Source organism: Bacillus sp. FSL K6-1106, assembly GCF_038005245.1.
GTDB lineage: Bacteria > Bacillota > Bacilli > Bacillales > Bacillaceae > Bacillus > Bacillus altitudinis.
In genome coordinates, this window is record NZ_JBBOSV010000002.1 from 279,431 (window position 1) to 302,215 (window position 22,785).

Sequence of the window (22,785 nt, forward strand, 5' to 3'; positions counted from 1 at the left end):
TTTTCATTGAAACAAAACAACCCAGCAAGCGATTCGTGCTTGCCGGTTATTTGACTCCACGTTATTTAAATAACTGCGTTAACACTCGGTCTTGTTCTTTTGAGCTTGTCTCTTGTTCCATGACATTTGATTCTTGAATTAAGTAATGCGGCCTCTTTTTCGTTTCATAGTAAATCCGGCCAATGTATTCTCCGATCACACCTAGACTCAAGAGCTGGACACCACCGAGGAAAAGCACAGCTGAGATTAAAGTGAAATAACCCGGTACCATGATGCCCGTTCTGACGATTTGAATAAAGGTCGCCACGATGTAAATCAAAGAGAGAAATAAGATCAAAATACCCGTATAAAAACAAATACGCAGCGGGCGGTTGTTAAAGGAAATGACACCATCAATCCCGTAGTTAAATAATTTCTTTAGTGACCATTTTGTATCACCATGCTGTCTTTCCACATTTTCATAATAGATGACCTTTTCTTCAAAGCCAATCCAGCAAAAAAGGCCTTTTGAAAAACGATTTCCCTCTTTCAGCTGAAGCAATGCGTCGATCGCTTGACGGGAAATTAAGCGGAAATCTCCTACACCATCACGCAAGTCCACTTCGACCACCTTGTTCATCACTTTATAATACATCGATGATAGGTAAGAACGAAGCTTGCTGTCCCCTTTACGGTTTCGTTTGGCAATGACTTGATGATAACCTTCTTCGTAGCCTCTAACAAAATCCTGAATCAAATACGTTGGGTGCTGCAGGTCGGCGTCCATAATGATCGCAGCTTCCCCTTTTGCATGCTCAAGACCTGCTAAAATTGCAGCTTCTTTCCCAAAGTTACGAGAAAAGGAAATGTATTTGACTTTTGCACTTTTGTGAGAGAGCTCTCTCATGTATTGAAGCGTATTGTCTTTGCTTCCATCATTCACAAAGATGATTTCAAAGTCATAATGAAAATCGCGAAACTCTTCCTCGAGTGCCTCAAAGATTCGTCTGATGTTTTCACCTTCATTGTAAGAAGGAATTATAACAGAGAGCAGTTCCCGTTCCATATCGCACCTTCTCTTCACTTTTTTCACATAGTCTGTTATGTTCATTATTCCTTTTTTGTCAGAAAACGAAACCCTTTTTTATTATCCATAAATTTCATGTATCCTTAATCGTTACATTATATCAGAGTTTTATTTCCAGTGATTTTCACCAACATGAATTTAATGTAATTTTAAGTTTATCCATTGTAAAAAGCCTGTAATTTTGATCACAGACTGGGTATTGTTTCATAAAATTGTTTGGTCAATTATATATTTTCCTGTTTATTGAAAAAATGAGTGGAAGTGAAAAGGGCAACCCTTTTAATGCAGCAGCCCTTTGTCGTTTTGTTGCAGATGCTCATTTGCCTTCGATTGTTTATTTTGAAATAAATGCAGCTGAGCGCCGTAGCTTTCGATCCATTCTCGGACAATCCGTTCAGTCGTTTCTTGTCCTTTATACTTGCGGCCAGCCTTTGCATAGGTTGTTTCAAAATCACTCCAAAGGAGCTCTACCCATGTACGTGCTTCTTCATATGTGAGCATATTGTTTTTTTCCATTAGTTGTTCGGTTAATCGCTCAAAATATTGTTCCATACTGGTTCCTCCTTCATCTAGCAGAAAGTGCCTTTTTAAAAAAATCTCTTTTTTCATATACTACCCTTACGTCTTCAAAAGACGCAAATGATTTGTATTGTTTGGAGGGAATCAGTATGCGTAATAAAGCAAAGGGCTTTCCAAATCAAGTGAATCACAAGTTTGAAGGCGAACCAGGGGCCACAGATGCTTATGCGTCTAAAAGGCCGAACGGTGAGACGAATACACGTCCACAGGAACGTATGAGGGCATCAGGGAAACACTAATTTTTCCAAAGGGAGTGCTTGAGATATGAGTTCAAATGGGAAATCGTATATGGAAGACTTTGTTCAATTAAGAACAACCGCTTACCCTCAACCATGGGCGAATGCTAAACATTCTGCCTCTCAGGTCAACGGAGAAACGCAGCAAACGCAGCACGACATCGTACTTCAGAACAACGTCCGTAAACAACGTTCGAAGTAAAGAAAAGGACTGATCTCTAACGATCAGTCCTTCAGATTGTTGACAAAGGGCTAAAATGAACTTTATTTTAGCCCTTTGTCTTCTTTTCAGCGTGATAGAAAACCTTTGCAGTCTAGGAAGGACGAGTACTGGCGCGGAGCGAATTTGACATTCGTGAGCACCAGCACGCAGGACTGACAACGAATGCGAGGGTTTGTCTACACGCTGAAGGACTGATCTCTAGGGATCAGTCCTTTTGCGTAAGCATTGAAATCGGCAGGGCATCTTCTTTATTTGGCGCTGATACTCTGTAGCCCCAAGCAAAAACCCCATTTAAATACTCCACATAAAACTGCTCGTCTGTATCTTTGATGTGATAAGTCGTTTTGGTTTGAATAGCAGCTGGATCTAATAAATAGGCTTTCGCCATGTCAATTTTCCGCTCCAACACGGCATATTCATTCACAATGCCTAGCTGCTCAGCCTTTCTTGCTTTTTCAGAAAGAGCGGCAATCTCCTGCTTTAATTCGTATTCTGTCATTTCACTATAGCGTTTTTCCATCTGTCATTCCCCTTTGTCTAAAACGTGATCAATTGTATCAAGATCAAAGCCTTTTCGGTAAAGAAATTGCTTCACTTTCATTTTTTTCTCAAATGATCCGTCATATCCTACCTTGCGTTTTGCCTTCTCAAGCATATAGTGAAGGGCTTCTTCTTCCTTTTCCTCTTCTTGTCCATCATAGGCTTCTTGAAGGGCTTTATCAATGATATCAAATGAAAATCCTTTTCGCTGAAGCTGCAATTTGATACGCTGTTCAATTTCTTTTGCGGACCGGTTTTTCTCTTTCTTAACCAGCTTTAGCACTTGTTTCACTGCTTCCTCTAGCTGCAAATCATTCGGATATTGCGATAGTGCTTGTTCGATGGTGTCATCGTCTATGCCTTTCAGCTTTAATTCTTTTTTTAGCACTGACGGGCCTTTGCTATTCGTTTTTCGGTGGGTGCTTACATACGCTTCTGCAAATTCAAGATCATTTACATACTTATAATGTTTTAATTTGTGTATAATTTCACTAATAGCAGGTGCTGGTATGTCTTTTTTCGTCAAATAATCGGTGACTTCTTTCACTGATCTCATCCGATACGATAAATAATCGACGGCCTGCTGAAATCCTTTTTTTACTGCATCACCGAATTGAATCTCTATGATATCGGCTTCGTCCAGCTCTTTTCCCTTTTTCAAATCATGCTGGACGAGCACATCTAGATCAACGCTAAATGCGTACTTTTCATCAAGAAAGATGTTCACGCGTTCTGTATTGTTTTTCTGAGCAGAGATTTTCGTAATATAGGGCATCCTGTGATCACTCCTTTTTTCAAACAGTCAGGATGTTTCTTCTGATTCAAAATTGTGAAAGATATAGGTATGTATATGAGAGGAGAAGATGTCAATTGAATATCGCCATTACCGGAGGAACCGGGTTTATCGGCCAGCATGTCACAAAGGTGCTCGCAGCTGAAGGACATCATCTATATATTCTAACAAGAAATCCAAAGGAATCCGAACAAAATCATTTACACTATGTGCAGTGGCTGACAGATGGTGCTAAGCCTGAACATGAATTGCCTGCGATTGATGTATGGATTAACCTTGCTGGAAAATCCATTTTCACACGCTGGACGGACAAAGCAAAAAAAGGCATTCTCTCCAGCCGTATTCAATCCACACAAGAAGTGAGACGCATTATAGAAGCGCAGGAATCGAAACCATCTGTGCTCATTCAAGCAAGTGCTGTCGGTATCTACGGCACTTCTAAGACAGAGGATTTTACGGAGGAAGCCCCTCCAGCCGATACAGACTTTTTAAGTCATACGTCAAAACTTTGGGAAGCTGAAGGGCAAAAAATTGAGGCGCTCGGTATTCGCACAGTTTATACACGCTTTGGGGTAGTGCTAGGAGAAAAAGGCACACTTCCTCTTATGACCTTGCCATACAAGCTGTTTGCCGGTGGAACGATTGGCTCTGGCTCGCAATGGGTATCTTGGGTTCACGTGGAGGATGTAGCACATCTCATTGCGTATGCCATTGAGCATGAACACATATCAGGTCCACTCAATGTCACATCTCCAAATCCTGTTCAAATGAAGCAGCTGGGACAAACCATTGCATCTACCCTTCATCGCCCTCACTGGCTGAAGGTGCCGTCCTTTGTCATCAAAACCGCACTTGGCGACATGTCATTGCTTGTATTAGAAGGTCAACGTGCTCTGCCGAAAAAGGCACTGCTGTCTTCTTATGAATTTTTACACCCTGAGCTAAAAGAAGCGATTTTGCATTCAGAGGAATAAATTTTGTCAAAAACACCCATCCTATTAAAAATGAGATGAGGGGGCGATTTTGATGAAGAAAAAAGAACACCAGCCGACTTCAAAACTGAAGAAAACCCAGGAAGTTCTGTATCAGCAGGAATTCAAAAAAGCGGAAAGAGCAGCAGAAAAAAGAAACAAATAAAACGGATATTCCTCTTTTACAAGCCCATAACTAAAGTGATCTTGTAAAGGAGGGAAAAGCTTTGAAAAAAGACCAACACAAAAAATCCAACCACCAGCTTGCGGCACAAGAGACGGATGGCGAATATGTTGAATTTTCCAAAGAACTTGCAGATCCGAATGACGTAAAAGCGATGGCACGTATGAAAGCAGCCGATCAGCGTGCCAAAAAACAATAAGTAAAAAAACAGACCTTATCAAAAGGTCTGTTCTTATTTGATTTCAGTTAGCAGGCTTGATGCCTTCTGACGTGACTTTTCCTCAGGCACCTCTTCTGGATAACCGATGTGAAGAATCGCGGCAAAGCGTTCGTTTTCCTTTAACCCCATATCCTGTTGAAACCCTTTGTCGTATAAGATACGGCCGCTCTTCCATACCATACCGATTCCTTGATCCCAAGCCAGCAACTGGAAGTTTTGAATGAGCGCACTCACAGCGGCAAAATCATCATTTCTCACAACTGGATTTTCGTCTTCTTTTAGAACAACAAGTAAAAGTGCTGGTACTTTAGAAAAATAATCTCTGTACTGATTGATCTTTTCTTCTTTTGCGTCTGGATTGTTGCGTTTAAAGAAAGCAATAAACCGCTCAACAAATACCTCTTTTGCTTCATCCGTCACTGCATATAAAAAACGCCAAGGTTCCGTGATTTTATGATTGGGTGCATAGACTGCGTCCTCTAATAATGGCTGAAGCTGCTCAATGCTCACCGGCGTTTCTTTGAATTTTCGAATCGATCGTCTATATCTGACAGCGTCTCGAACCGTTAACGCTTCTGTTTGTTGTTTTGTTTCTGGCATATATGTCATCCTTTCAATCAACCTTAATTGAAATTGATTCTCATTCACATTATAAACATGATCATGTGTTGTTTGCAAATAAGACCTCACCTCTCTGCTAAAAAGTTGTTTGACTTTTTCAAGTAATGTTACAATCATATTACGTTTTAAACAAATTTTGAGAAAAAAGCCAAGATGATGAAATGGTTTCAGGTATTTCCACTTTGTTAAATGCGGCTATTTTTTCAAAAAGCTTTCAACCCATGATTGGAAGGGAGGCTTCTGAATGGAATGAAAATCAATATTGGGCAAATCATAAAGCTCTATCGTTATAAACAAAATATGACCCAATCGGAGTTGGCAGAAGGAATTTGTTCTGTCTCTCATTTAAGTAAAATTGAAAATGGCTCAAAAGAGGCCAATCAAGATACGATCAATCTTTTGCTTGAACGGCTTGGAATTAGTCAAGAAACGCTTTCGCAAAAGGCGCGTCACCTGCTGTCATTGCTCGATGAGTTTCAAATGAACATGTATTTCTATGCACTCGATCAAGCAGAGCAAAATGCAGAAATGATCATTCATCACGAGGAACAGTTCTTTTCGCTAGATTTAGGGATTCAGTATCATTTGTCCTTATTTCAATTTTACTTATTAACAGAAAAACAGCAGCTTGCCTTAAAAACGCACCGCGTGCTTAAGAAGTTTGAAAAAACCTTTATTGACACAGAAAAAGAAACGTTTGAATATCTAGATGGCATCCACCAGATTAAAATCGGTCAGCTCGAAGAAGGATTGAAAAGACTTGAAAGCTGCTTTTCTTACGCTTCTGTTGAACAGAGCGACCTGTATTATCACTATGCAAAAGCACTTGGAGCCATGGGGCATCTCGGTGATGCGCTTGAGGCCACACATCAAGCAATGGATTTGTATAGACAAAAAAATAATTTCAAGCGGGTCATTCATTGTACACTCATTCATGGGGTCATCTCACTGGAATTAAAGGCCTTTCAAACAGCTAAAAGATATTTAAAAGAAGTGATTTTACACACATCGCTTCACCCTGATGCTTATATTAAGATGACAGCTTATTTTTATTACGGGGTTCTCTTAAAACGCCAAGGCGATTTCTCATCCGCTGTGCCTTATTTACTAGATTCACTCAATTATTTTAATCAAGAACAGATAGAAGATCGTTACTGTGAAACGCTCTATGAAATCGCGACATTGTATGCGGAATATGATCGCAAAAAGGCGCTTCCATACATACACGAGCTGCTCAAACAGCCTCGTATTCAACCAAACTGTTTATATATGATTAAAATCTATAAATTGATGATTGAAGAGAATCCTCATGATTTGAAAACTTATTTAGTAGAAGCAGCGATTCCTTACTTTGAACACAATCAGCTCCACAATGAGTACTTGTTTGCTCTTAGAACCTTACTTTCGTATGCGGCTTCTGAGCTTGATAAGCGTGCGTATATGTCTTACACAACGAAGCTGCTTGATCACTTAGCATCATATATCCCGTATTACAAAAAAGCATGACCTTCTGCCGATCGAAGGTCATGCTTTTTCTATGATTAGATGGTCTTTTGTTGATCTGTATCGGGACGGGTGACTTGTTCGACAGAATGAATGTACCGTTTTCTCGCAAAATAATCGTAAGCATGCTGCCCAAAGCCAAGCCAAATGCTGAGTACAATGAATGGGACCGTTCCCCATAATGCAGGGATATGACAAGCCATTCTCAGCCAAGTATAAATCCCTGAGTTTTTTTGATTTTTCGCTAAGGAAATAGACACGATTCGTTTCTCTGCCTTCTCTTCACTAATTTTATTCAGTCTCAGCAGCTGTGAGTGTCTAAATGATTCAAAGTGAATTCGGTTTTTCCAATCGAGTGATTTCAACAGGTCAATCGCTTTTGCACATGAAGGACTTTGTCCGTCATAAAACACAAGCAGTCTGAGTGATTTGATGGAACGCTGTTCTCTTTTCTTTGATTCAGCGAGCTTCTTTTTTTCTTGATCGAGATAGATGATTTTTTTCATAAATTGATCGCCAGCCCTTTTCCTTCATTTATTTTTTTTAGTTCGTTCAAAGGAGATTACAACTAGATTACTATAGTTGCTGGGCCTCTTGTATTGGGAAAAAGCCACCCGACGTGCGTTATATGAGCCTTTAGATAAGGGCAAAATAGCTGATTTCATGGCATATATGAGGTTTTTCAACTAAAAGTGGTTGGGAAAATCGTGATGCTTTGCGGTTTTCTGCGGTATTTGATAGAATTCTGCGGTTTTTCTACATCTTTATGCGGTGTTTTGTAGGTGAAACGCAAAAACAAGATAAAAAAAGACTACTTCGCATTGCGGCGAAGTAGTCTTTTGGTTTATATTTTTGCCAAAACTTCTACTATTTCTTTCTCAATATCTTTCCATAAGTAACGATCTGTCGTATAGTGATGTGCGGCTTCTTTCGCAAACACTTTAAATGCTTCCTCAAAATCGGGTGCATCTTTATCCGGCTTTTTCTCGTCGACAAAGCGCTGAGCTTCTGCTGAGCGAGGTCCCCATTTCCCCACTTCTTTCCCGTCCTGGTCAATGATGACGATAATCGGAATCGATCTTGCGGTCCCGTTCGTTAAATACTGATCCATCAGGTCTAGGTGCTCGTCCCGAATGAAATAGCGCGCATCAATCAGTGCTTCATTTGCAATACGCATGAAAATAGGTACATTAACCATCGCATCGCCGCACCAATCTGCCGTGATCACAAGCGCTCTCAGTTTTTTCTTTTGAAGTTTTTGAAGCAGCTCTTTTTCCTTTTGATGAATTGCGTACTGGTTGTACACCGTGAGTAAGTTTTCACGATTTTTCTCCATGTTGTGTACATATGTACGTTCAGCTAATCCCTTTGTAAACCATTCATTTAGTGTCATGTGAACATCCCCCTTACCCTTCAACTTTACCACTTTTGCTATTCTTTTGTCTAAAAAAACCTTCACCTAGTGAAAGGTAAAGGTTCTTTGGACTTATGGACGCCGTTTTCGATTTGGGTCCATTCCTATCAGCTTAGTGACGAGCACCATTGTGACAGGCAGTGATGTATTCTTTTTATACGCTAAATATTTTCCGCGCCATTCTGGTTTATATTTCTGTTTAAACGACCGTAAGCCGCTGAAACTATACATATATCTGACGTTATTAAAGATGACACTCGCCAAACGTTCTGTCAGAAAGGACTGATGGAACGTGCCTACATTCGATAATGGTGCCATTCCCATGTTAAAGGATGTGTAGCCTTTTTCTTTTGCCCATTGAAAAAGGTGGATAAAGAGTGCATCCATCATCCCGTTCGGTGCATCATGCATATGACGCATGAGGTCGATGGATATCTCTCCTTTTTGATACATTGGCATTAAGGACACAAAAGATATGATCTGCCCTTGTTCATCCTTTAAAATCGCAATCGGTGCTTTTTGAAGGTAGTCTTCATGGAAATAGCCTAATGAAAATCCTTTTTCTTTTTTCTTGCCCAGCCAGCTGTCAGAGATTTGTTTTAAGGTTGAAATCAATTCCTCTGAAAAGGGCGGCTCCAGCATTTCAAACGTATAGCCTTCTCGTTCAAATTTATTTGCCACAGCCCGTAAGTTTGATTTTTTCTTTCCTGACAAAGAGAACGTTTCTAAATCGACCATGGCTTCTTCCCCAAGCTTAAAGAAGTGAAAACCTAGGTCATGATAAAGCGCCATTCCTTCACGTTCTACTTGATAAAAAGCGACACGATAGCCTGCTTTTTCTGTCTGCTCCAAAAATTCTTCCAGTACAAGCGGATAAGAGGCTCTACGCCCAGAAGGATCTCCAAGCACAATAACGCAACGGCCAATCCGGCCAAACTGAAGCATCGCCTCTCCATCACTTGAGAAAAACAGTTTTTTATCTCCCAAAAAACCTAGATGACTAAGAGCATTTCCCCCCTTTTCTTCGAGAAATGTTTTTAATTTTTCTTCATCGGCTTCTTCACCGATTGGAACTGCCTTTTTATTAAAAATCAATTTGCTAATGAAAAAGAAAAGAGGGACGCCAATTAAAGCAATCATACTGGTCATCGTGATATGCCGTTCATTATGAACCAAATAGTCCTTGCTTAGAAAATGACCAATTTTCATCCAAATGAAGTTCCCAATGACATTATAGTTAAACAATACGAGTAAATATCCGGCGGCGGCGGCCACAAACTGATTCAAAGAATAAGGGGCCTGCTGCTTCACAAATTGATTTCGAAGCGAGAAAAATACCACCATGATGACCGGCAATATAAAGATCAAACTCAGGTTAAACCCTTTTAGTAAAGTAAACACAAAGCCGCCTGCTAGGGCAATCATTGTCAATAGATAAGACCGTTTCGTTCTTTTATACACTTCAATGGACAAAATCATTAAAATGATCCCGAACATTAAAGAAAGACCATTAAATCCTGATAACAAAAAGCGTGGAATGGTTGTGATCACACCTAAACGATCAACAGGAAGCACAACGGAAGCCATAATGAGCAAACCGCTTCCAAACGTTAAAATGGACAAAGATCCGTACAATAAACGGATGAGCAGAGCTCGGTGCAAAACAATTAAGACGTTTGTTGTTTCAATAGCAGGCGCCATTCTCGGATTGCCTTCAAGACGCCTGAGTGTTGTTCCAGTTAAATCGTATGCCGCTAGACAAAGTCCAAGAATAAACGGGAAAATGGAGTAAACGAAGCGGTACAATACAAGCGCTGTCAGCACCATCTCTTTATCAAACCCAATGTATTGCATACTGAGTAAAAAGATCAGATCAAACGAACCAAATCCGCCCGGAACCATACTGATTAAACCGCCGATTGACGCAATCGCAAAGACGCCTAATACAATACGGACATCAACGTTCATCCCCATAGAGACAACAGCCATGTACATGACAAGACCAGCTGCCAGCCACTCTAAAAACGATGCACCAATGTAAGCATAGATCGGGTGCTTTAGTCCGTTTTCACCGCTCTCAATCGAGCTTTTTCGAATGGACGCCATGATGATGTAAATGGGCACAATACAAGCAAAAATAATGACAAATGCCCATAACCACGGCTCCTGACTAATAATACTTTCAACTGGCAAGACCCTAACTAAAATCAAATCACTGAAAATAGATAAGCCTAGCAGAACAGAGGATGTTAAAAGGGCAATGCCTTTCAGCAGTTTTTTCGTATCTGTTATGTATTCCTTGTATAGAAGCGTTCTAAGCCCTGCTCCTGATAAACCACCGAAACCAAGCACACTATTAAAGGAGTTGGCGATCCAAGAAATACGGATCGTTTTCCAGCCGCTGATGGGCATATTAAGGCTTTTTCTTAAAATAAAATCATATAAGGACATGGATAAAACAGCGACAAGTCCAAGAAAGACAAGAATAAACAAGTCCATTCGATTCAAGCTGTCAATAATATAAAACGTCTTTTTAATGGAAAGGCCGCTCAGCTCCTGCTTGGCGACAAAAATTAAGACTAGGATGATCACGATCGGAAAGAGCATTTTTAAGATCGTCATACCCGTTTTTTTGTTCCACATGTTTTTCCCAACTTTCTAAGTTGCTTCATTAATTTCAACTGACCATTATTATACAACAAATACCACTTAATTCATGCAGTTTAACATTCAAAAGCTTCATGATACTTTCAATTAGAAGTAAAAATCAGTAATATAAAGAAAAGAGCCGCTTAAAGGAAGTGAACAAGCGTGGAATATAATATTCATGACACCACCGTACTAAAAGAGGAAATCCTATCTCCTGAGGAAAAAAAGACATGGGTGCTGTATATGAAAGTGCTCACTGCTGCAGGACTTGGAGATGTTTCTGAATGGATGAAGCTGGATATGAGTATGCCTCAAATGAAGGTGCTCATGCTGCTCAATAACCATGGCTCTCTTAAGGTGTCCGAAATTGCTGAAAAAATGGGGGCTTCTTTGTCCAATATGACAGGGCTGCTTGATCGGTTAGAACAATCGAACTTTGTGGAACGAAAGCATTCTGAGCGTGACCGTCGAATCATTGTCGTCGAATTGACAGAGGAAGCGAAAAATATTTTCAGAAGTATTTATCAAAAAGGGCATGAAAAAATTAAAAATTCCCTGCAACGGCTCAATGACGAAGAAAAAGAAAAAGTCAATGAAGGTCTAGCTATTTTAGAAAAAGCACTTCGTCCTGAACGTGGCTAAAAAAGGAAAAAAGACGGTCACTTGAGGTCCGTCTTTTTTAATTCTTCTTTTCCTTGTTTATCTGGGGCGAAAAGATATTGACGAATGACTTCCCGATCATCCCACAGGAGATAACCTAAACCGATAATGAGAAAAATGATGCTGATCCATGTACCGCCTGGGAGTATATCTTCCAGTTCCTCGATCGTTCTTTCTCCGCCTACATTTCCACCATAACGAATCTCAAACAAAACGAATTTTGCTATATAAAACAATGCCGCCGTGCAGATAAACATAGCGCCGACAATTCTTCTACTAGACATGTGTTGACTCCTTTACTTCCACTGATTTCTTTTGATTAATTCCGTGATATGGGCGAGATGATGCTGTGAATGCCAGACGTACATTCCTGTTGCATCATATAAGGACACCGTTTGTTGATCGGCTGGATGGTAATATGCAGCGTTGAAATCTTCCTCTGTCATCTCGCGAAGTAATGTGACCCCCCTGCGATGCAGACTGCTGATTAACGGCAGTGATAGACTGATAGGCGCCTTGCTGTCAGGAAGTGAAGCAAATGCCTCCTGATCATATGGACGTATGTGCGGTGTTTCTTCTGTCAGCGCAAGTTTAAATCGCAAGTAGGCGTTCAGATGGCTGTCCGCTACGTGGTGAATGAGCTGACGAACGGTCCATCCTCCTGGCCGATATGGGGTATCCAGCTGATCATTTGTCAATGGGACAACTGCCTCTTCATACTTTTGAGGAATGAGTGCCAGCTCATCAATCCATGCCTCCAGCTGCTTTTTCGTTTGTTGGTCCACCGGTTCATATAAGCCAATCGGATATTGTAATGATGTCATCTGCTGCCCCTCCTTAAAATCCTTCTAGAACAAATTTACCTATCATCTTCCCTTGCTCAAGTGTTTGATGTGCCTGCTTCAAATTGGCGGCATTGATGGGGCTGAGCACCTTTGTTAATGTGTGTTTTAACTTCTTCTCTTCAAATAATGTACTCGCTTCTTTTAAAAGCTCGTGCTGCTTCATCATATCCGAGGTTTTGTACATCGGCCGTGTGAACATGAATTCCCATACAAATGCAGCACTTTTATTTTTGAGTAATTGAATGTCTAAATGGTGCTGATTTTCAACAATGGTACAGATCGTCCCTTGAGGTTTAATCGCTTCTGCCATCCCTTTGAAATGGCCATCTGTATCATTTAAGCATAAAATGTAATCCACTTCGCCAATCCCTTTTTCCTGAAGCTGCGCTAAGAGCGGCTGGTGATGGTCAATGATATGATCAGCCCCTAATGAGAGACACCATTCATTTGTTTCAGGTCTTGATGCAGTGGCGATCACAGTCGCCTTTGCTAATTTGGCGAGTTGAATGGCGATAGAGCCCACTCCGCCTGCACCACCGATGATCAGCAAGGTCGAGCCTTCTGCATTCCGCTTCATATGCATTCGGTCAAATAGCGCTTCATATGCCGTAATTGTTGTAAGAGGCATGGCAGCTGCTTCGGCAAAAGAGAGATTTGCAGGCTTTTTCGCCACAATTCTCTCATCCACAAGCTGGTATTCACTATTTGAGCCTTGTCGCGTGATATCTCCTGCGTAATAGACGTGGTCACCCGGCTGAAACAACGTACACGCTTCGCCCACTTCCACCACCGTACCGCTTGCATCGTAGCCAAGAATTTTCAGTTCTTCTTCCTTCTGATTCTTCGGTGACCTCACCTTTGTATCCACTGGATTCACCGACACAGCCTCTACTTTCACCAAAATATCCCTGCCAGCTGCTTTGGGCTTTGCCACCTCCTGATCGATCAAGCTTTGTTCATGCTCAATTGGCAAATACTCAAATAATCCAACTGCTTTCACTCGCTCGCACTCCCTTTCTCCATGCTTCTTTTCCACATTTTATCATACATTTCTGATGCTGATGGATCAGTCAGCAAGCGATTGCATATTTAGGATTTCTTCAAAGCCCTTCGTTCCCTCACGATGTAAGAAGGACGAGCCTTTTGTAAAGAGAGGACATAGGTGAACCAGCCGCTCGATTTAAAAAAGTACTGAACATAATAAAACTGAATGTGCTGCAAGAAAACGACGATGAACAGAAAAATTGTGAATAATAATGTCACAATGTCTCCCTGCATCCATCCACTGATCAATACCATCACAAAACCGAGCATCATGAGCTGTTCGAGCCTCTGCATGATCTGGACAACGAGATGTCCCCGTTTGGTTAGGTCACCTGATTGACGCTTTCGAATGTTTCTTGATTTATAAAACCATACGATACTTGTCACTAAATGATGAATGATAAAAAGAGCGATCATGACCATAAGTAAAGGAGTTGATTTAAAAAGATCTTTTATAATGAATGGGATCACCAAAAAATAAAATGCGGTAAATGCGTGTCTACCTGATAAGAGAAATAGTTGTTTTTCTATGTATCGCTGCATGTGTCTCACCTCTATATGTAGTACGTCTCATTTGTCATAAGGTTCCTTCTGCCTATCAAAAAAGGATGCCCTGAAAAAGGCATCCTTCATGAATCAAGCTTAAAATGCAGCACTCAGTACGACAGGGCCTTGCGGAAGCTTGTTATCCTTTTTTGGTTCAAGGGTGACAGCCACAGTATCCCATGATTCGTTTGCTTCTTTTTCAGATAACGCATAGGTGACGGTGCCCTCCCCTTTGCTATCTGTTTTAAAGGCACCGGCCGGAACAGGCTGATCTCCTTTAATGAGCCATACTTGATAAACGGCCGATGAATCAAGCTGGCCTTTTAATCCGTCTGCACTCACTACAAGCTCTTTTTTGCCGTGATGCTCAATCACTGAAAAAGCACCCGTTGTTTTTGCCGATTCGGCAGATGCCAGTGATTTTGTCGCAACAACTTTGACAGGTTGTTCTGCTTGATCTGTTCCATTTGTTAAGAAGTACACGTTCCCAGCTGCAGAAATGAGAAGTAGTGCGGCAACGAGAGGCAAAAGCCATTGATTTTTCTTCTTCATTGGCGGTTTCGTCTCATTTGCATCACGAACTATTTTGAGATCTTGAGGCGGGTTCGATTTTGCAGCGATTGTTGTCTCTCGTATCTCTTCTTCAAATACTCTTGATAAAATGCGGTCTTTCATCCCTGCCGGAGGCGTTTCGTCCTCTGCTAGAAACGGAATATCAGACATGAGCGATGTCAGTTCTTCAAGCTCTTCTTTGCAAGCCGAGCAATGTTTGATGTGTTCTTCAAATTGCGTCTTTTCTTCTCCTTGTAAATGCCCGTTAAAGTAATCAATGACTTGATATTTACACTTAGTCATGCCTCTTCCTCCTTTCCTCCGCGAGACAGTTTCGTTCGTAAATGCTTCAATGACAATCGAACTCTTCCCTTCACCGTTCCAATAGGGATGCCTAGTTTTTCCGCAATGCTCTTTTGTGTCATTCCTTTAAAATAGACATCTTCGATGATGGTTTGCTGTTCTTTCGACAATGTTGATACTGCTTCACGTATGATTTGTTTTTCTTCGTTCCATTCTACTTCTTTTGACACATCTTCTTGATGGTCTGCCAAGTATTCAATATGCTCATCTTCAAGAGCTGTTTCATTTCGGTGTTTCCTTAATAGATCGATTGCCGTGTTTCGTGACATCATAAATAACCATGAGGAAAATTTTCCTTTATCTGTATTGTATTCTCCTATGCCGCGCCAAAGCTTGATAAAGACTTCTTGAAGCACTTCCTCCGCCAGCTCACGGTTTCCAGTCATTTTATAAATAAACGAATATAACACACGTTCATAGCGATCGTACAATAATTCAAGCGAGGGCTTATGTCGATCATGTTTGATCTTGTGATACAGCTCAAAATCCTTCAGTGTGTCCATGGTCATCTCCTTCCTTTTTCATGAGAAAGAGCATTATGCATTCATCATGAAATCTTCACGTATGGCTCATCTCTCAAATTGCTGAGATAAGCCTCCTTTGTACTTTACTCTTTTTTCAAGGAGAAAAAAAGAGCGCTGAAAAAGGAAATGTGTTCCTCATGAGAATGTACTTACTAAACGGATGGATGGACCATTTGGATCACCCGCCTCATTGAAAGTCAAGCATCCATGTGTTTGATTCACTGTTCAGTTGATTTTAGCAAACTCTCATTAGTCTCTCAATTTACATCAGGTAGAACGCACCCTTTCATCATGTCATAATAGAACGAAACAGGAGAACTGGAGTGTCCGAAAATGATTGTAACGATTGTTCTTTTTTTATTAGCTGGTCTGGCTGAAATAGGTGGCGGTTATCTTGTATGGCTGTGGCTGCGTGAAGCAAAACCCGTCAGCTACGGAATCGCAGGTAGCCTCATCTTGGTCGCTTACGGCGTCATCCCTACATTCCAGCAGTTCCCGACCTTTGGGCGGGTTTATGCGGCCTATGGCGGTGTTTTTGTCGTTCTCGCTGTGTTTTGGGGCTGGTGGGTCGATCGCAAAACCCCTGATTTCTATGACTGGATGGGTGCTTTGATCTGTTTAGCTGGTGTCAGTGTGATGTTATTTGCCCCCCGCAGTTAATGGTCGGATAATGATCACACGCTAAAAAGCCGGCAATATGCCGGCTTCAGATTGTTGACAAAAGGCTAAAATGAACTTTATTTTAGCCCTTTGTCTTCTTTTCAGCGTGATAGAAAACCTTTGCAGCCCTAGGAAGGACGAGCATCGGCGCGGAGCGAATTTGACATTCGTGAGCACCGAAGCGCAGGACTGGCACCGAATGCGTGGGTTTGTCTACACGCCGAGCCGGCAATATGCCGGCTTTTCCTCTTTTACATTCTAAATTGTGTTTCATACAAACGCCGGTACATCCCGTCCATTTCCAGCAGGTCTTCATGCCTGCCTTGCTCCTTGATGCCCTCTTTTGTTAAAACCACAATCCGGTCAGCATGCTGGATGGTCGCTAGGCGATGCGCAATAATAAACGTGGTTCGTCCTTCAGATAGTTCTTCAAGTGAGCCCTGAATAAAGGATTCTGTCTCCGTATCCAGAGAAGATGTGGCTTCATCTAAAATAAAAATTGGCGGATTTTTAAGGAAAATACGTGCAATGGAGATACGCTGTTTTTGTCCGCCAGATAACATCATTCCGCGTTCACCGATGATCGTATCAAGCCCATTTGGCAAGCTATTTACAAGATCCTTCAGTTGGGCTTTCTCCACTGCCTGCCACACTTCTTCATCAGATGCATCGAGTTTTCCGTATAAAATGTTTTCTCGGATGGTCCCATGGAATAAATAAATATCTTGCTGGACGACACCAATTTGTCTCCGCAGCGAAGGCAGTGTCATCTTTCTTGTCTCTATGCCATCAATTGTAATGGTACCCTCCTGCCATTCGTAAAAACGTGGCAGCAAACTGCAAAGCGTCGATTTCCCAGCACCAGAGGGACCTACGACCGCAATGGTCTCTCCTTGTTTCACCTTAAGATTGATGTCATGAAGAACCGGTTTGTCTGATTCATATTGAAAAGACACGTGCTCAAAAACGATATCTCCATTTAACTGATCAACTTCAATCGCATCATCCGCATCCTTTTCATCTGGCGATTGATCGATGAGTGTTGCAAATCGTTTAAAGCCCGCTGCACCTTTTGGATACATTTCAATGACTGCATTGATTTGTTGAATGGGTCCTAAGAAGATGCCTGTTAACAGTACAAATGACACGAATTCCCCATACGTCATATTTTTTTGCAGCACAAACCATGCGCCGCATACAAGGCCAAACACTGTCACACTCTTAATAAGAAAATGACTGACAGCGGTATGCACAGCCATCATTTGATATGTGGTTAGCTTTGTCTTTCTAAATTGCTCGTTATGTTCAATAAATCGGTCCATTTCATGTGATTCATTTCCGAATGCTTTCACAACCCGTATGCCACTAATATTGTTTTCCACACGTGAATGGAATTGACCAATACTCGAGAACATTTTATCAAAAGCAGCAGACATTTTTTTCGTAAAGTAGACGGATAACCCGATCAAGAATGGAACGACAATAAATGTGAGAACTGCCAGCTGCCAATTAATCGACAGCATCAAGCCAAAGGCACCCGTGAGTGTCATCACAGCGATAAATAAATCCTCCGGGCCATGATGCGCAATTTCTCCAATATCCATTAAATCATTTGTCATACGGGACACGAGTTTTCCCGTTTTCTTTTTATCAAAGAAGCGAAAGGACATTCTTTGTACATGAGAAAATAGCTGATTCCTCATATCCGTTTCAATATTAATGCCTAATTTGTGCCCAAAATAGGTGACGACATAATGCATCGTAGAGCTGATCACGTATAAACTGAGGAGCAGAATGCCCCAAAACCAAATGGCATCCCAATCACCGTTTGGCAGCAAATCGTCCATCACTTTACTGATGGCAAGGGGAAAGGATAATTCGAGTAAGGCTGCCAGTACCGCACAGGAAAAATCTAATATAAACAGCCCCATATATGGTTTGTAGTATGAGAAGAAACGCTTTAACAATTGACAGACCTCCTACCGATCAGACATTTCTGTCAATATGTCAGCAAACTCTTCCGCTTGATTTGCTACTGCAATCGGATCGTAAGGCCAGAAGAACTCTGTATCCATTTGATAGGTCTGCTCTTTTTTGACAGATTCTAGACTCTTCCAAATAGAATTGTTTTTATCAAATGTTCCGCCGTTGCTTTCATCAATGAAAATGTAGTCTCCTGCATATTCAGGAAGGGTTTCATAAGAAATGACTTCATACCCTGTTTTACTTTTTAAAATTGTATCTCTGACCTGTTTTGGTGGGTTTACCTGTAATTGCTGATATAATGCCTGCCCGCCTCGATAAATTCCGTTACCATATACATAGACATCATTTTTAAAAGCGCCCATGATCGAGACCGTTTCATTCTCTTTTAAAGCAGACTTCACTTTTTTCCTAGCAGCCTCGATTCGTTGATCGAAGGCGGTGAGGAATGCTTTTCCTTCCTCTTCTTTATTTAAAATTTTTGCCAGCGTCGTTAATTCTTCATGTGCATCTTTGAAAGAACCGTAAGGATACACGATGGTAGGCGCTATTTTTTTGTACACATCATAGACTTTTTCATCCTGTACGGCTGTGATAATCAGATCAGGCTTTAAGCTAAGTGCTTTTTCAGCTGAACGCTCGTCACTGATGTCCTCTATTCCTTTTATCTTGCCCTTTAAGTGTACGTTCTTTAAATCCTGCGTGGTCGATCCAACAGGCTGAACGTCAAGTGCAATCACACTCCCTAAATATCCATCTACGAGAATTCGTTTAGGTTCAGCAGGAATCTCTATCTTTCCTTTCACTGTTTCAACCGTTTTCGTTTCTTGCTTTGATTCTGCTGTTTTGGCTTGTTCTTTATTGCCACAAGCCGTCAATATCATTAGAAGAATGACAGCACATATCCAATACGTCTTTTTCATCTCCATATTCCTCCTTCATTTTCGCCACCACAAATGAGAATAATTATCAATTACTAGTCTCATGTATTCTATCAACCTCACCCGTAGTGGTCTATGGAGGATTCTCGCAACTTACATATGGACAATTGTTGGATAAGCTGGCTGTGTCAATTGAGAGACAAACCGGTCCATCAAAAGAAGTGCACGCTCTCCTTCATCAAATCGAAACTCCTCCAGTTTTACTGGATAAAAGGTCCCATTTTTCACAGCCGATAATTGACGAAGTACATCACTTTCTTCCATTCGCTTGTCCATTTGCTTATACCACCCATATTGGTCAGAGACAATAAAAAACATATGATCCGCCTCGTATTCTCCAAGTCTCTCTAAAGGAATGACTGTATGTTGATTAGGAAGAAGAACTTCTTCTAAAATGGCTTTTGGAGGTTTTAAGCCAAGCGTTTCGTAAAGATAAAAGGCTCCTCTTGCCTCATAGGACCACATATACACTTTGTCATGTCCTCTCATTTCATAGATTGCAACGGTCTCGCCTTTTTCTCTAAAGGAAGACAGGGTGTTTCTTGCCTGTTGACTATGCTGTTCAAATCGCTTCACCCAATCATTTGCCTCATTTTCTCTTCCTAAAAGGCGTCCTATAGACAGTACATCTTGTACAGCATGATGACCGGCGTATGGCAGAACAAGAACAGGTGCGATTTGCTCCAATCGCTTGATCAATGTAGGTTTTGAATAATAATAGTTAGGGACGATGATGACATCTAATTGAAGTGATTTAAAGACGTCATCAGGCGTATGTTCATTTATGACGAGCGAACTAGCCAGATGTTCTTTCAGTATATCTGAATGGAGATCGGTTTCTTCGTCAATACAAACAGGCTCAATGCCTATTGCAACCAATGACCCGACAAATTGAAAAGCAGCAATCCGCTCTGGTCTTCGGTTCATTCGAAACTGACTGGGCGTTCTCCCTGTTTTTTGACGGAACTTCCTGCTGAAATATAAACTGTCTGCATACCCGACTTGCCGTGCTATGATTTGAATTTGATCGTCTGTTTGTAAAAGACGTTTTTTGGCTTCGTCTATTCGAATTTGTGCAATGTATTCTGTCACACTCATCCCCATACTTTGTTTGAAAAAGGTAGAAAAGTAACTCTCATGAAACCCCATCTTATGAGCTAAGTCTTTTCTTGTTAGTTTTTGATCATAATGCTCAGCCATATACTGCAAGATCATGTTAATCGAATAATGCACTTTTTCGTTGTATGGCTTGGATTGTTTGCGGAAAATGAACATGATTTCTTCCAGCCATTTCGCCTGTTCTTGTATGATTTGGCTCGTCTGTATTTGTTTGATGTAAGAAAAAAGGACGGCAGAGCCTTTCACCACTTCCCCATTATCAGGGAGATTATCGTGATTCACCTTATAGACCAATTCATTTTGTGCATCTTGTGCCAGAGTGAATTGGTCAAATGTGACAGTATAGATCACTACTTGCTCGCTCGATAAAGATTGAACCATGACATCTATTCCTGAGCGGATTAACACACTGTCTTTGGCGTTTAGCTCATATCGAATTCCTTCCATGTCAAGTCTCACCGCACCGTCCGTAGTCAAGAACATCAGTGAAGATGTTTGCCATGAGTCCGTTTGTTTCACAGAAAGAAATCGTTTACTGCTTTCTTTCATGCGAAGAATTGTATGAGTATAGGCGGTCATTTTCTCTTTCTCCTTCCATATAAAAAAGTGCTAAAATAAACCATTTTAGCACTTCAATGTCTGACTGAATGGTGATTATCGCGCTCCAGCCGTTTGTAATTCTTTGTTTTTCTCTTTAAAGCGTTCATTATGTGAAGACACGTACGCTACTTTTTCTGCTTCTGGTTCGATGTATAGCTTTGCGCTATTGAGTGCATTGACTCCATCAACAAACGTACCGGCAATTAAACGCACTTTACTTTTATGTGTGCATAAGTCGCCAACTGCATAGACGCCAGGTAAATTGGTTTCCATCTTTTCATTGACCTCGATGAGTCCCCACTCACCTTGCTTGAGTCCCCATTCTGATAGAACACTTAAATCACCTTTCATGCCATGATTGACGATGACAGCATCGGTTTCGATTCGTTCGATGTCGCCTGTTTCTAAGTGCTGAATGGTGACGGCTTCAATTTTGTCACCTTGACCATGAAGCTCTGTGAGTTCATGCGGTGTGAGAATGCGAGCACTGGATGCTTTCATGTTGGCGACGTTTTTTTCATGTCCGCCAAACATATCACGACGATGCACAACGGTCACACTTTCAGCAATTGGAACGAGGGCATTTGCCCAATCAACAGCTGAATCTCCGCCTCCAGAGATGACCACCCGCTTCCCTGCAAACGTCTTTAGCTCCTGCACGGTGTAATAAAGGTTTGTTACCTCATAACGGTCTGCATGCTCGATTTCAAGTTTTCGCTGAACTGGAATTCCGTGACCCATGGCTAAGATGAGGGTTTTTGTCAAATGACGATCGCCATTTTCAGCCGTCAGCAGGATATGACCATTCTCATCCCGCTCGAATTGCGTGATTTTTTGATTCAACGCAATCTCTGGTTCAAATGTTTTCGCCTGCGTTTCTAGCTGCTGAATCAGCTGTTCACCTCTTGTTGGCGGCAAACCGCCCACATCCCAAATGACTTTTTCAGGATATAGGAGGATTTTTCCGCCAAGGCTTTCGTTATACTCCAGTACCTTCGTCTTTAAATCCCGCATCCCACTATAAAAGGCAGTGTACATTCCTGCTGGACCGCCACCAATAATGGTGACGTCAAACAATTCAAGCTGATCTGTCATTTGAGTCCCTCCAGTTTTTTCATTGAATGATCTATTTATAAGTGATATTGATTCTCATTATCATATGTACCTATTGTAGTCTACTCTGGTGAAGGGAATCAATAGCTTTCTGCAAAAAAAGAACAGGACGAGCGCTTTCTCGTCCTGTCATTCATCACACAATCGTTAATCCAAGGTCCTTTAATTCCAGCGAAACAAGCCTTGCAATCGCATCTGCTCCTTCTTTTGTAAAGTGCGTGCGATCCTCTATACCTGTTGACAGCATAAAGTAAGAAGTCGTTTTCTCTATGCCGGAAATTTGATAAAACTGAAGGCTTGCCGTATTTAAATCTACAAGAAGGACTTCTTCTTCATCAGCTAGTTCTTTCATAGCGGCACAGTAATCAGGAAAATCGTTGATATATTCTCCGTCTTTTTCATGAAAGCGGCCGACTGGCGTTAATAAAAGCGGTGTAGCTCCTTTCGCTCTTGCTCCGTGAATATATTGAGACAAATAGCTTTTATACGTTGTGAAAGGATCTGTATGCCGTTCGGGCTTCTCCGTTGAAGCATCATTGTGCCCCATTTGTGTAAACAGCCAGTCCCCAGGCTGAATGTCAGCCAATATTTTATCAAGCCGTCCTTCTTCAATGAATGTTTTTGAGCTTCTTCCACCGATTGCGCGGTTGTCGACGCTCACACCCTGCGCTGTGTAGCGATGTAAAAACTCTCCCCACCCTCCTTGAACAGGACGATCTGGATAAGATGAAACGGTTGAATCACCAGCTAAATAGATGGTTGTCATGTTCATACGCCCCCTTTTTCATATAGCCACTCTCATAAGCGATGCGGACATCCAAGTGGCTGCTGAAAAG

At 41.4% G+C, this 22,785-nt stretch carries 27 protein-coding genes; 8 read left to right on the plus strand and 19 right to left on the minus strand.

All coding sequences use genetic code 11. From position 1 onward, the window contains the following. Nucleotides 1-61 precede the first annotated feature (61 nt). Nucleotides 62-1,045 (minus strand): glycosyltransferase family 2 protein, encoded by a 984-nt coding sequence (locus MHI20_RS16065; protein ID WP_008341983.1) that lies wholly within the window; start codon nt 1,043-1,045, stop codon nt 62-64. A 300-nt stretch (nt 1,046-1,345) separates the two neighbouring features. Next, entirely contained in the window at nt 1,346-1,618 is a 273-nt protein-coding gene (locus MHI20_RS16070) for a YfhJ family protein (protein ID WP_017366871.1), read from the minus strand. A 116-nt stretch (nt 1,619-1,734) separates the two neighbouring features. On the opposite strand from MHI20_RS16070, the gene MHI20_RS16075 reads away from it, so the two are divergent. Together MHI20_RS16075 and MHI20_RS16080 are read left to right on the plus strand one after the other, a co-directional pair. Further along, nucleotides 1,735-1,884, plus strand: a complete 150-nt coding sequence (locus MHI20_RS16075; protein WP_045034502.1) for a small, acid-soluble spore protein K — start codon at nt 1,735-1,737, stop codon at nt 1,882-1,884. Nucleotides 1,885-1,909: 25 nt separating this feature from the next. Further along, nucleotides 1,910-2,083, plus strand: a complete 174-nt coding sequence (locus MHI20_RS16080) for a YpzG family protein (protein WP_003217811.1) — start codon at nt 1,910-1,912, stop codon at nt 2,081-2,083. Nucleotides 2,084-2,309: 226 nt separating this feature from the next. On the opposite strand, the gene MHI20_RS16085 is transcribed toward MHI20_RS16080, so the two are convergent. After that, nucleotides 2,310-2,624: a YfhH family protein gene (locus MHI20_RS16085; protein WP_008341991.1), complete on the minus strand. Its 315-nt coding sequence runs from the start codon at nt 2,622-2,624 to the stop codon at nt 2,310-2,312. Nucleotides 2,625-2,627: 3 nt separating this feature from the next. Continuing rightward, the gene (gene recX / locus MHI20_RS16090) at nt 2,628-3,419 is read right to left on the minus strand and encodes a recombination regulator RecX (RefSeq protein WP_017358838.1); all 792 of its coding nucleotides are present in this window, start codon (nt 3,417-3,419) and stop codon (nt 2,628-2,630) included. Nucleotides 3,420-3,514: 95 nt separating this feature from the next. On the opposite strand from recX, the gene MHI20_RS16095 reads away from it, so the two are divergent. The 3 genes from MHI20_RS16095 (at nt 3,515) to MHI20_RS16105 (ending at nt 4,791) form a co-directional block, all read left to right on the plus strand. Beyond that, entirely contained in the window at nt 3,515-4,411 is an 897-nt protein-coding gene (locus MHI20_RS16095) for a TIGR01777 family oxidoreductase (protein WP_047947011.1), read from the plus strand. Nucleotides 4,412-4,463: 52 nt separating this feature from the next. After that, nucleotides 4,464-4,574: a YfhE family protein gene (locus MHI20_RS16100; protein WP_017358836.1), complete on the plus strand. Its 111-nt coding sequence runs from the start codon at nt 4,464-4,466 to the stop codon at nt 4,572-4,574. 61 nt (nt 4,575-4,635) lie between these two features. Beyond that, on the plus strand, nt 4,636-4,791 hold the full coding sequence (locus MHI20_RS16105) for a YfhD family protein (RefSeq protein ID WP_008341997.1): 156 nt from the start codon (nt 4,636-4,638) through the stop codon (nt 4,789-4,791). A 33-nt stretch (nt 4,792-4,824) separates the two neighbouring features. Here the strand turns inward: MHI20_RS16105 and MHI20_RS16110 are convergent, their stop codons facing one another. Next, a complete protein-coding gene (locus tag MHI20_RS16110; protein WP_024720283.1) occupies nt 4,825-5,412 on the minus strand; it encodes a nitroreductase family protein in 588 nt (195 codons plus the stop codon). A 270-nt stretch (nt 5,413-5,682) separates the two neighbouring features. On the opposite strand from MHI20_RS16110, the gene MHI20_RS16115 reads away from it, so the two are divergent. Then, complete coding sequence (locus MHI20_RS16115) at nt 5,683-6,939, plus strand: transcriptional regulator (protein ID WP_008341668.1); 1,257 nt, start codon at nt 5,683-5,685, stop codon at nt 6,937-6,939. Nucleotides 6,940-6,974: 35 nt separating this feature from the next. On the opposite strand, the gene MHI20_RS16120 is transcribed toward MHI20_RS16115, so the two are convergent. The 3 genes from MHI20_RS16120 to mprF all read right to left on the minus strand — a co-directional run bounded on the left by MHI20_RS16120 (nt 6,975) and on the right by mprF (nt 10,993). Continuing rightward, nucleotides 6,975-7,442, minus strand: coding sequence for a thiol-disulfide oxidoreductase DCC family protein (locus tag MHI20_RS16120; protein WP_007496690.1), 468 nt, complete (start codon nt 7,440-7,442; stop codon nt 6,975-6,977). Nucleotides 7,443-7,780: 338 nt separating this feature from the next. Further along, nucleotides 7,781-8,329, minus strand: a complete 549-nt coding sequence (locus tag MHI20_RS16125; protein ID WP_008341670.1) for a thioredoxin family protein — start codon at nt 8,327-8,329, stop codon at nt 7,781-7,783. Between the two features lie 93 nt (nt 8,330-8,422). Then, nucleotides 8,423-10,993 (minus strand): bifunctional lysylphosphatidylglycerol flippase/synthetase MprF, encoded by a 2,571-nt coding sequence (mprF, locus tag MHI20_RS16130; RefSeq protein ID WP_144680196.1) that lies wholly within the window; start codon nt 10,991-10,993, stop codon nt 8,423-8,425. A 168-nt stretch (nt 10,994-11,161) separates the two neighbouring features. On the opposite strand from mprF, the gene MHI20_RS16135 reads away from it, so the two are divergent. After that, nucleotides 11,162-11,641, plus strand: coding sequence for a MarR family transcriptional regulator (locus tag MHI20_RS16135; RefSeq protein WP_008341672.1), 480 nt, complete (start codon nt 11,162-11,164; stop codon nt 11,639-11,641). A gap of 17 nt (nt 11,642-11,658) precedes the next feature. Here the strand turns inward: MHI20_RS16135 and MHI20_RS16140 are convergent, their stop codons facing one another. The 6 genes from MHI20_RS16140 to MHI20_RS16165 form a co-directional block, all read right to left on the minus strand. Beyond that, nucleotides 11,659-11,943, minus strand: a complete 285-nt coding sequence (locus MHI20_RS16140; protein ID WP_340939787.1) for a hypothetical protein — start codon at nt 11,941-11,943, stop codon at nt 11,659-11,661. A gap of 12 nt (nt 11,944-11,955) precedes the next feature. Further along, a complete protein-coding gene (locus MHI20_RS16145; protein ID WP_340939789.1) occupies nt 11,956-12,483 on the minus strand; it encodes a YfiT family bacillithiol transferase in 528 nt (175 codons plus the stop codon). A gap of 13 nt (nt 12,484-12,496) precedes the next feature. After that, nucleotides 12,497-13,504: a zinc-binding alcohol dehydrogenase family protein gene (locus MHI20_RS16150; RefSeq protein WP_024720279.1), complete on the minus strand. Its 1,008-nt coding sequence runs from the start codon at nt 13,502-13,504 to the stop codon at nt 12,497-12,499. An 89-nt stretch (nt 13,505-13,593) separates the two neighbouring features. Then, on the minus strand, nt 13,594-14,091 hold the full coding sequence (locus MHI20_RS16155) for a hypothetical protein (RefSeq protein ID WP_024720278.1): 498 nt from the start codon (nt 14,089-14,091) through the stop codon (nt 13,594-13,596). A gap of 99 nt (nt 14,092-14,190) precedes the next feature. Next, the gene (locus MHI20_RS16160) at nt 14,191-14,949 is read right to left on the minus strand and encodes an anti-sigma factor (RefSeq protein ID WP_340939792.1); all 759 of its coding nucleotides are present in this window, start codon (nt 14,947-14,949) and stop codon (nt 14,191-14,193) included. After that, on the minus strand, nt 14,946-15,512 hold the full coding sequence (locus MHI20_RS16165) for an RNA polymerase sigma factor (protein WP_017358828.1): 567 nt from the start codon (nt 15,510-15,512) through the stop codon (nt 14,946-14,948). Before MHI20_RS16165 ends, MHI20_RS16160 begins: the two co-directional genes overlap by 4 nt. A 354-nt stretch (nt 15,513-15,866) precedes the next feature. Here MHI20_RS16165 and MHI20_RS16170 point away from each other — a divergent pair, with 354 nt between their 5' ends. Continuing rightward, the gene (locus tag MHI20_RS16170) at nt 15,867-16,193 is read left to right on the plus strand and encodes a YnfA family protein (protein ID WP_017358827.1); all 327 of its coding nucleotides are present in this window, start codon (nt 15,867-15,869) and stop codon (nt 16,191-16,193) included. Between the two features lie 251 nt (nt 16,194-16,444). On the opposite strand, the gene MHI20_RS16175 is transcribed toward MHI20_RS16170, so the two are convergent. From MHI20_RS16175 to MHI20_RS16195, 5 genes are all read right to left on the minus strand, one after another. Then, nucleotides 16,445-18,160 carry an ABC transporter ATP-binding protein gene (locus MHI20_RS16175; RefSeq protein ID WP_045034497.1) on the minus strand — a complete coding sequence of 572 codons (1,716 nt, stop codon included), beginning with the start codon at nt 18,158-18,160 and terminating at the stop codon, nt 16,445-16,447. A gap of 12 nt (nt 18,161-18,172) precedes the next feature. Next, entirely contained in the window at nt 18,173-19,099 is a 927-nt protein-coding gene (locus MHI20_RS16180; protein ID WP_169476138.1) for an ABC transporter substrate-binding protein, read from the minus strand. Between the two features lie 111 nt (nt 19,100-19,210). Further along, nucleotides 19,211-20,815 (minus strand): AraC family transcriptional regulator, encoded by a 1,605-nt coding sequence (locus tag MHI20_RS16185; RefSeq protein ID WP_340939798.1) that lies wholly within the window; start codon nt 20,813-20,815, stop codon nt 19,211-19,213. Nucleotides 20,816-20,890: 75 nt separating this feature from the next. After that, nucleotides 20,891-21,931 (minus strand): NAD(P)/FAD-dependent oxidoreductase, encoded by a 1,041-nt coding sequence (locus MHI20_RS16190; protein ID WP_024720272.1) that lies wholly within the window; start codon nt 21,929-21,931, stop codon nt 20,891-20,893. A 154-nt stretch (nt 21,932-22,085) separates the two neighbouring features. Continuing rightward, complete coding sequence (locus tag MHI20_RS16195; protein WP_039167979.1) at nt 22,086-22,715, minus strand: rhamnogalacturonan acetylesterase; 630 nt, start codon at nt 22,713-22,715, stop codon at nt 22,086-22,088. Between the last annotated feature and the right edge of the window lie 70 nt (nt 22,716-22,785).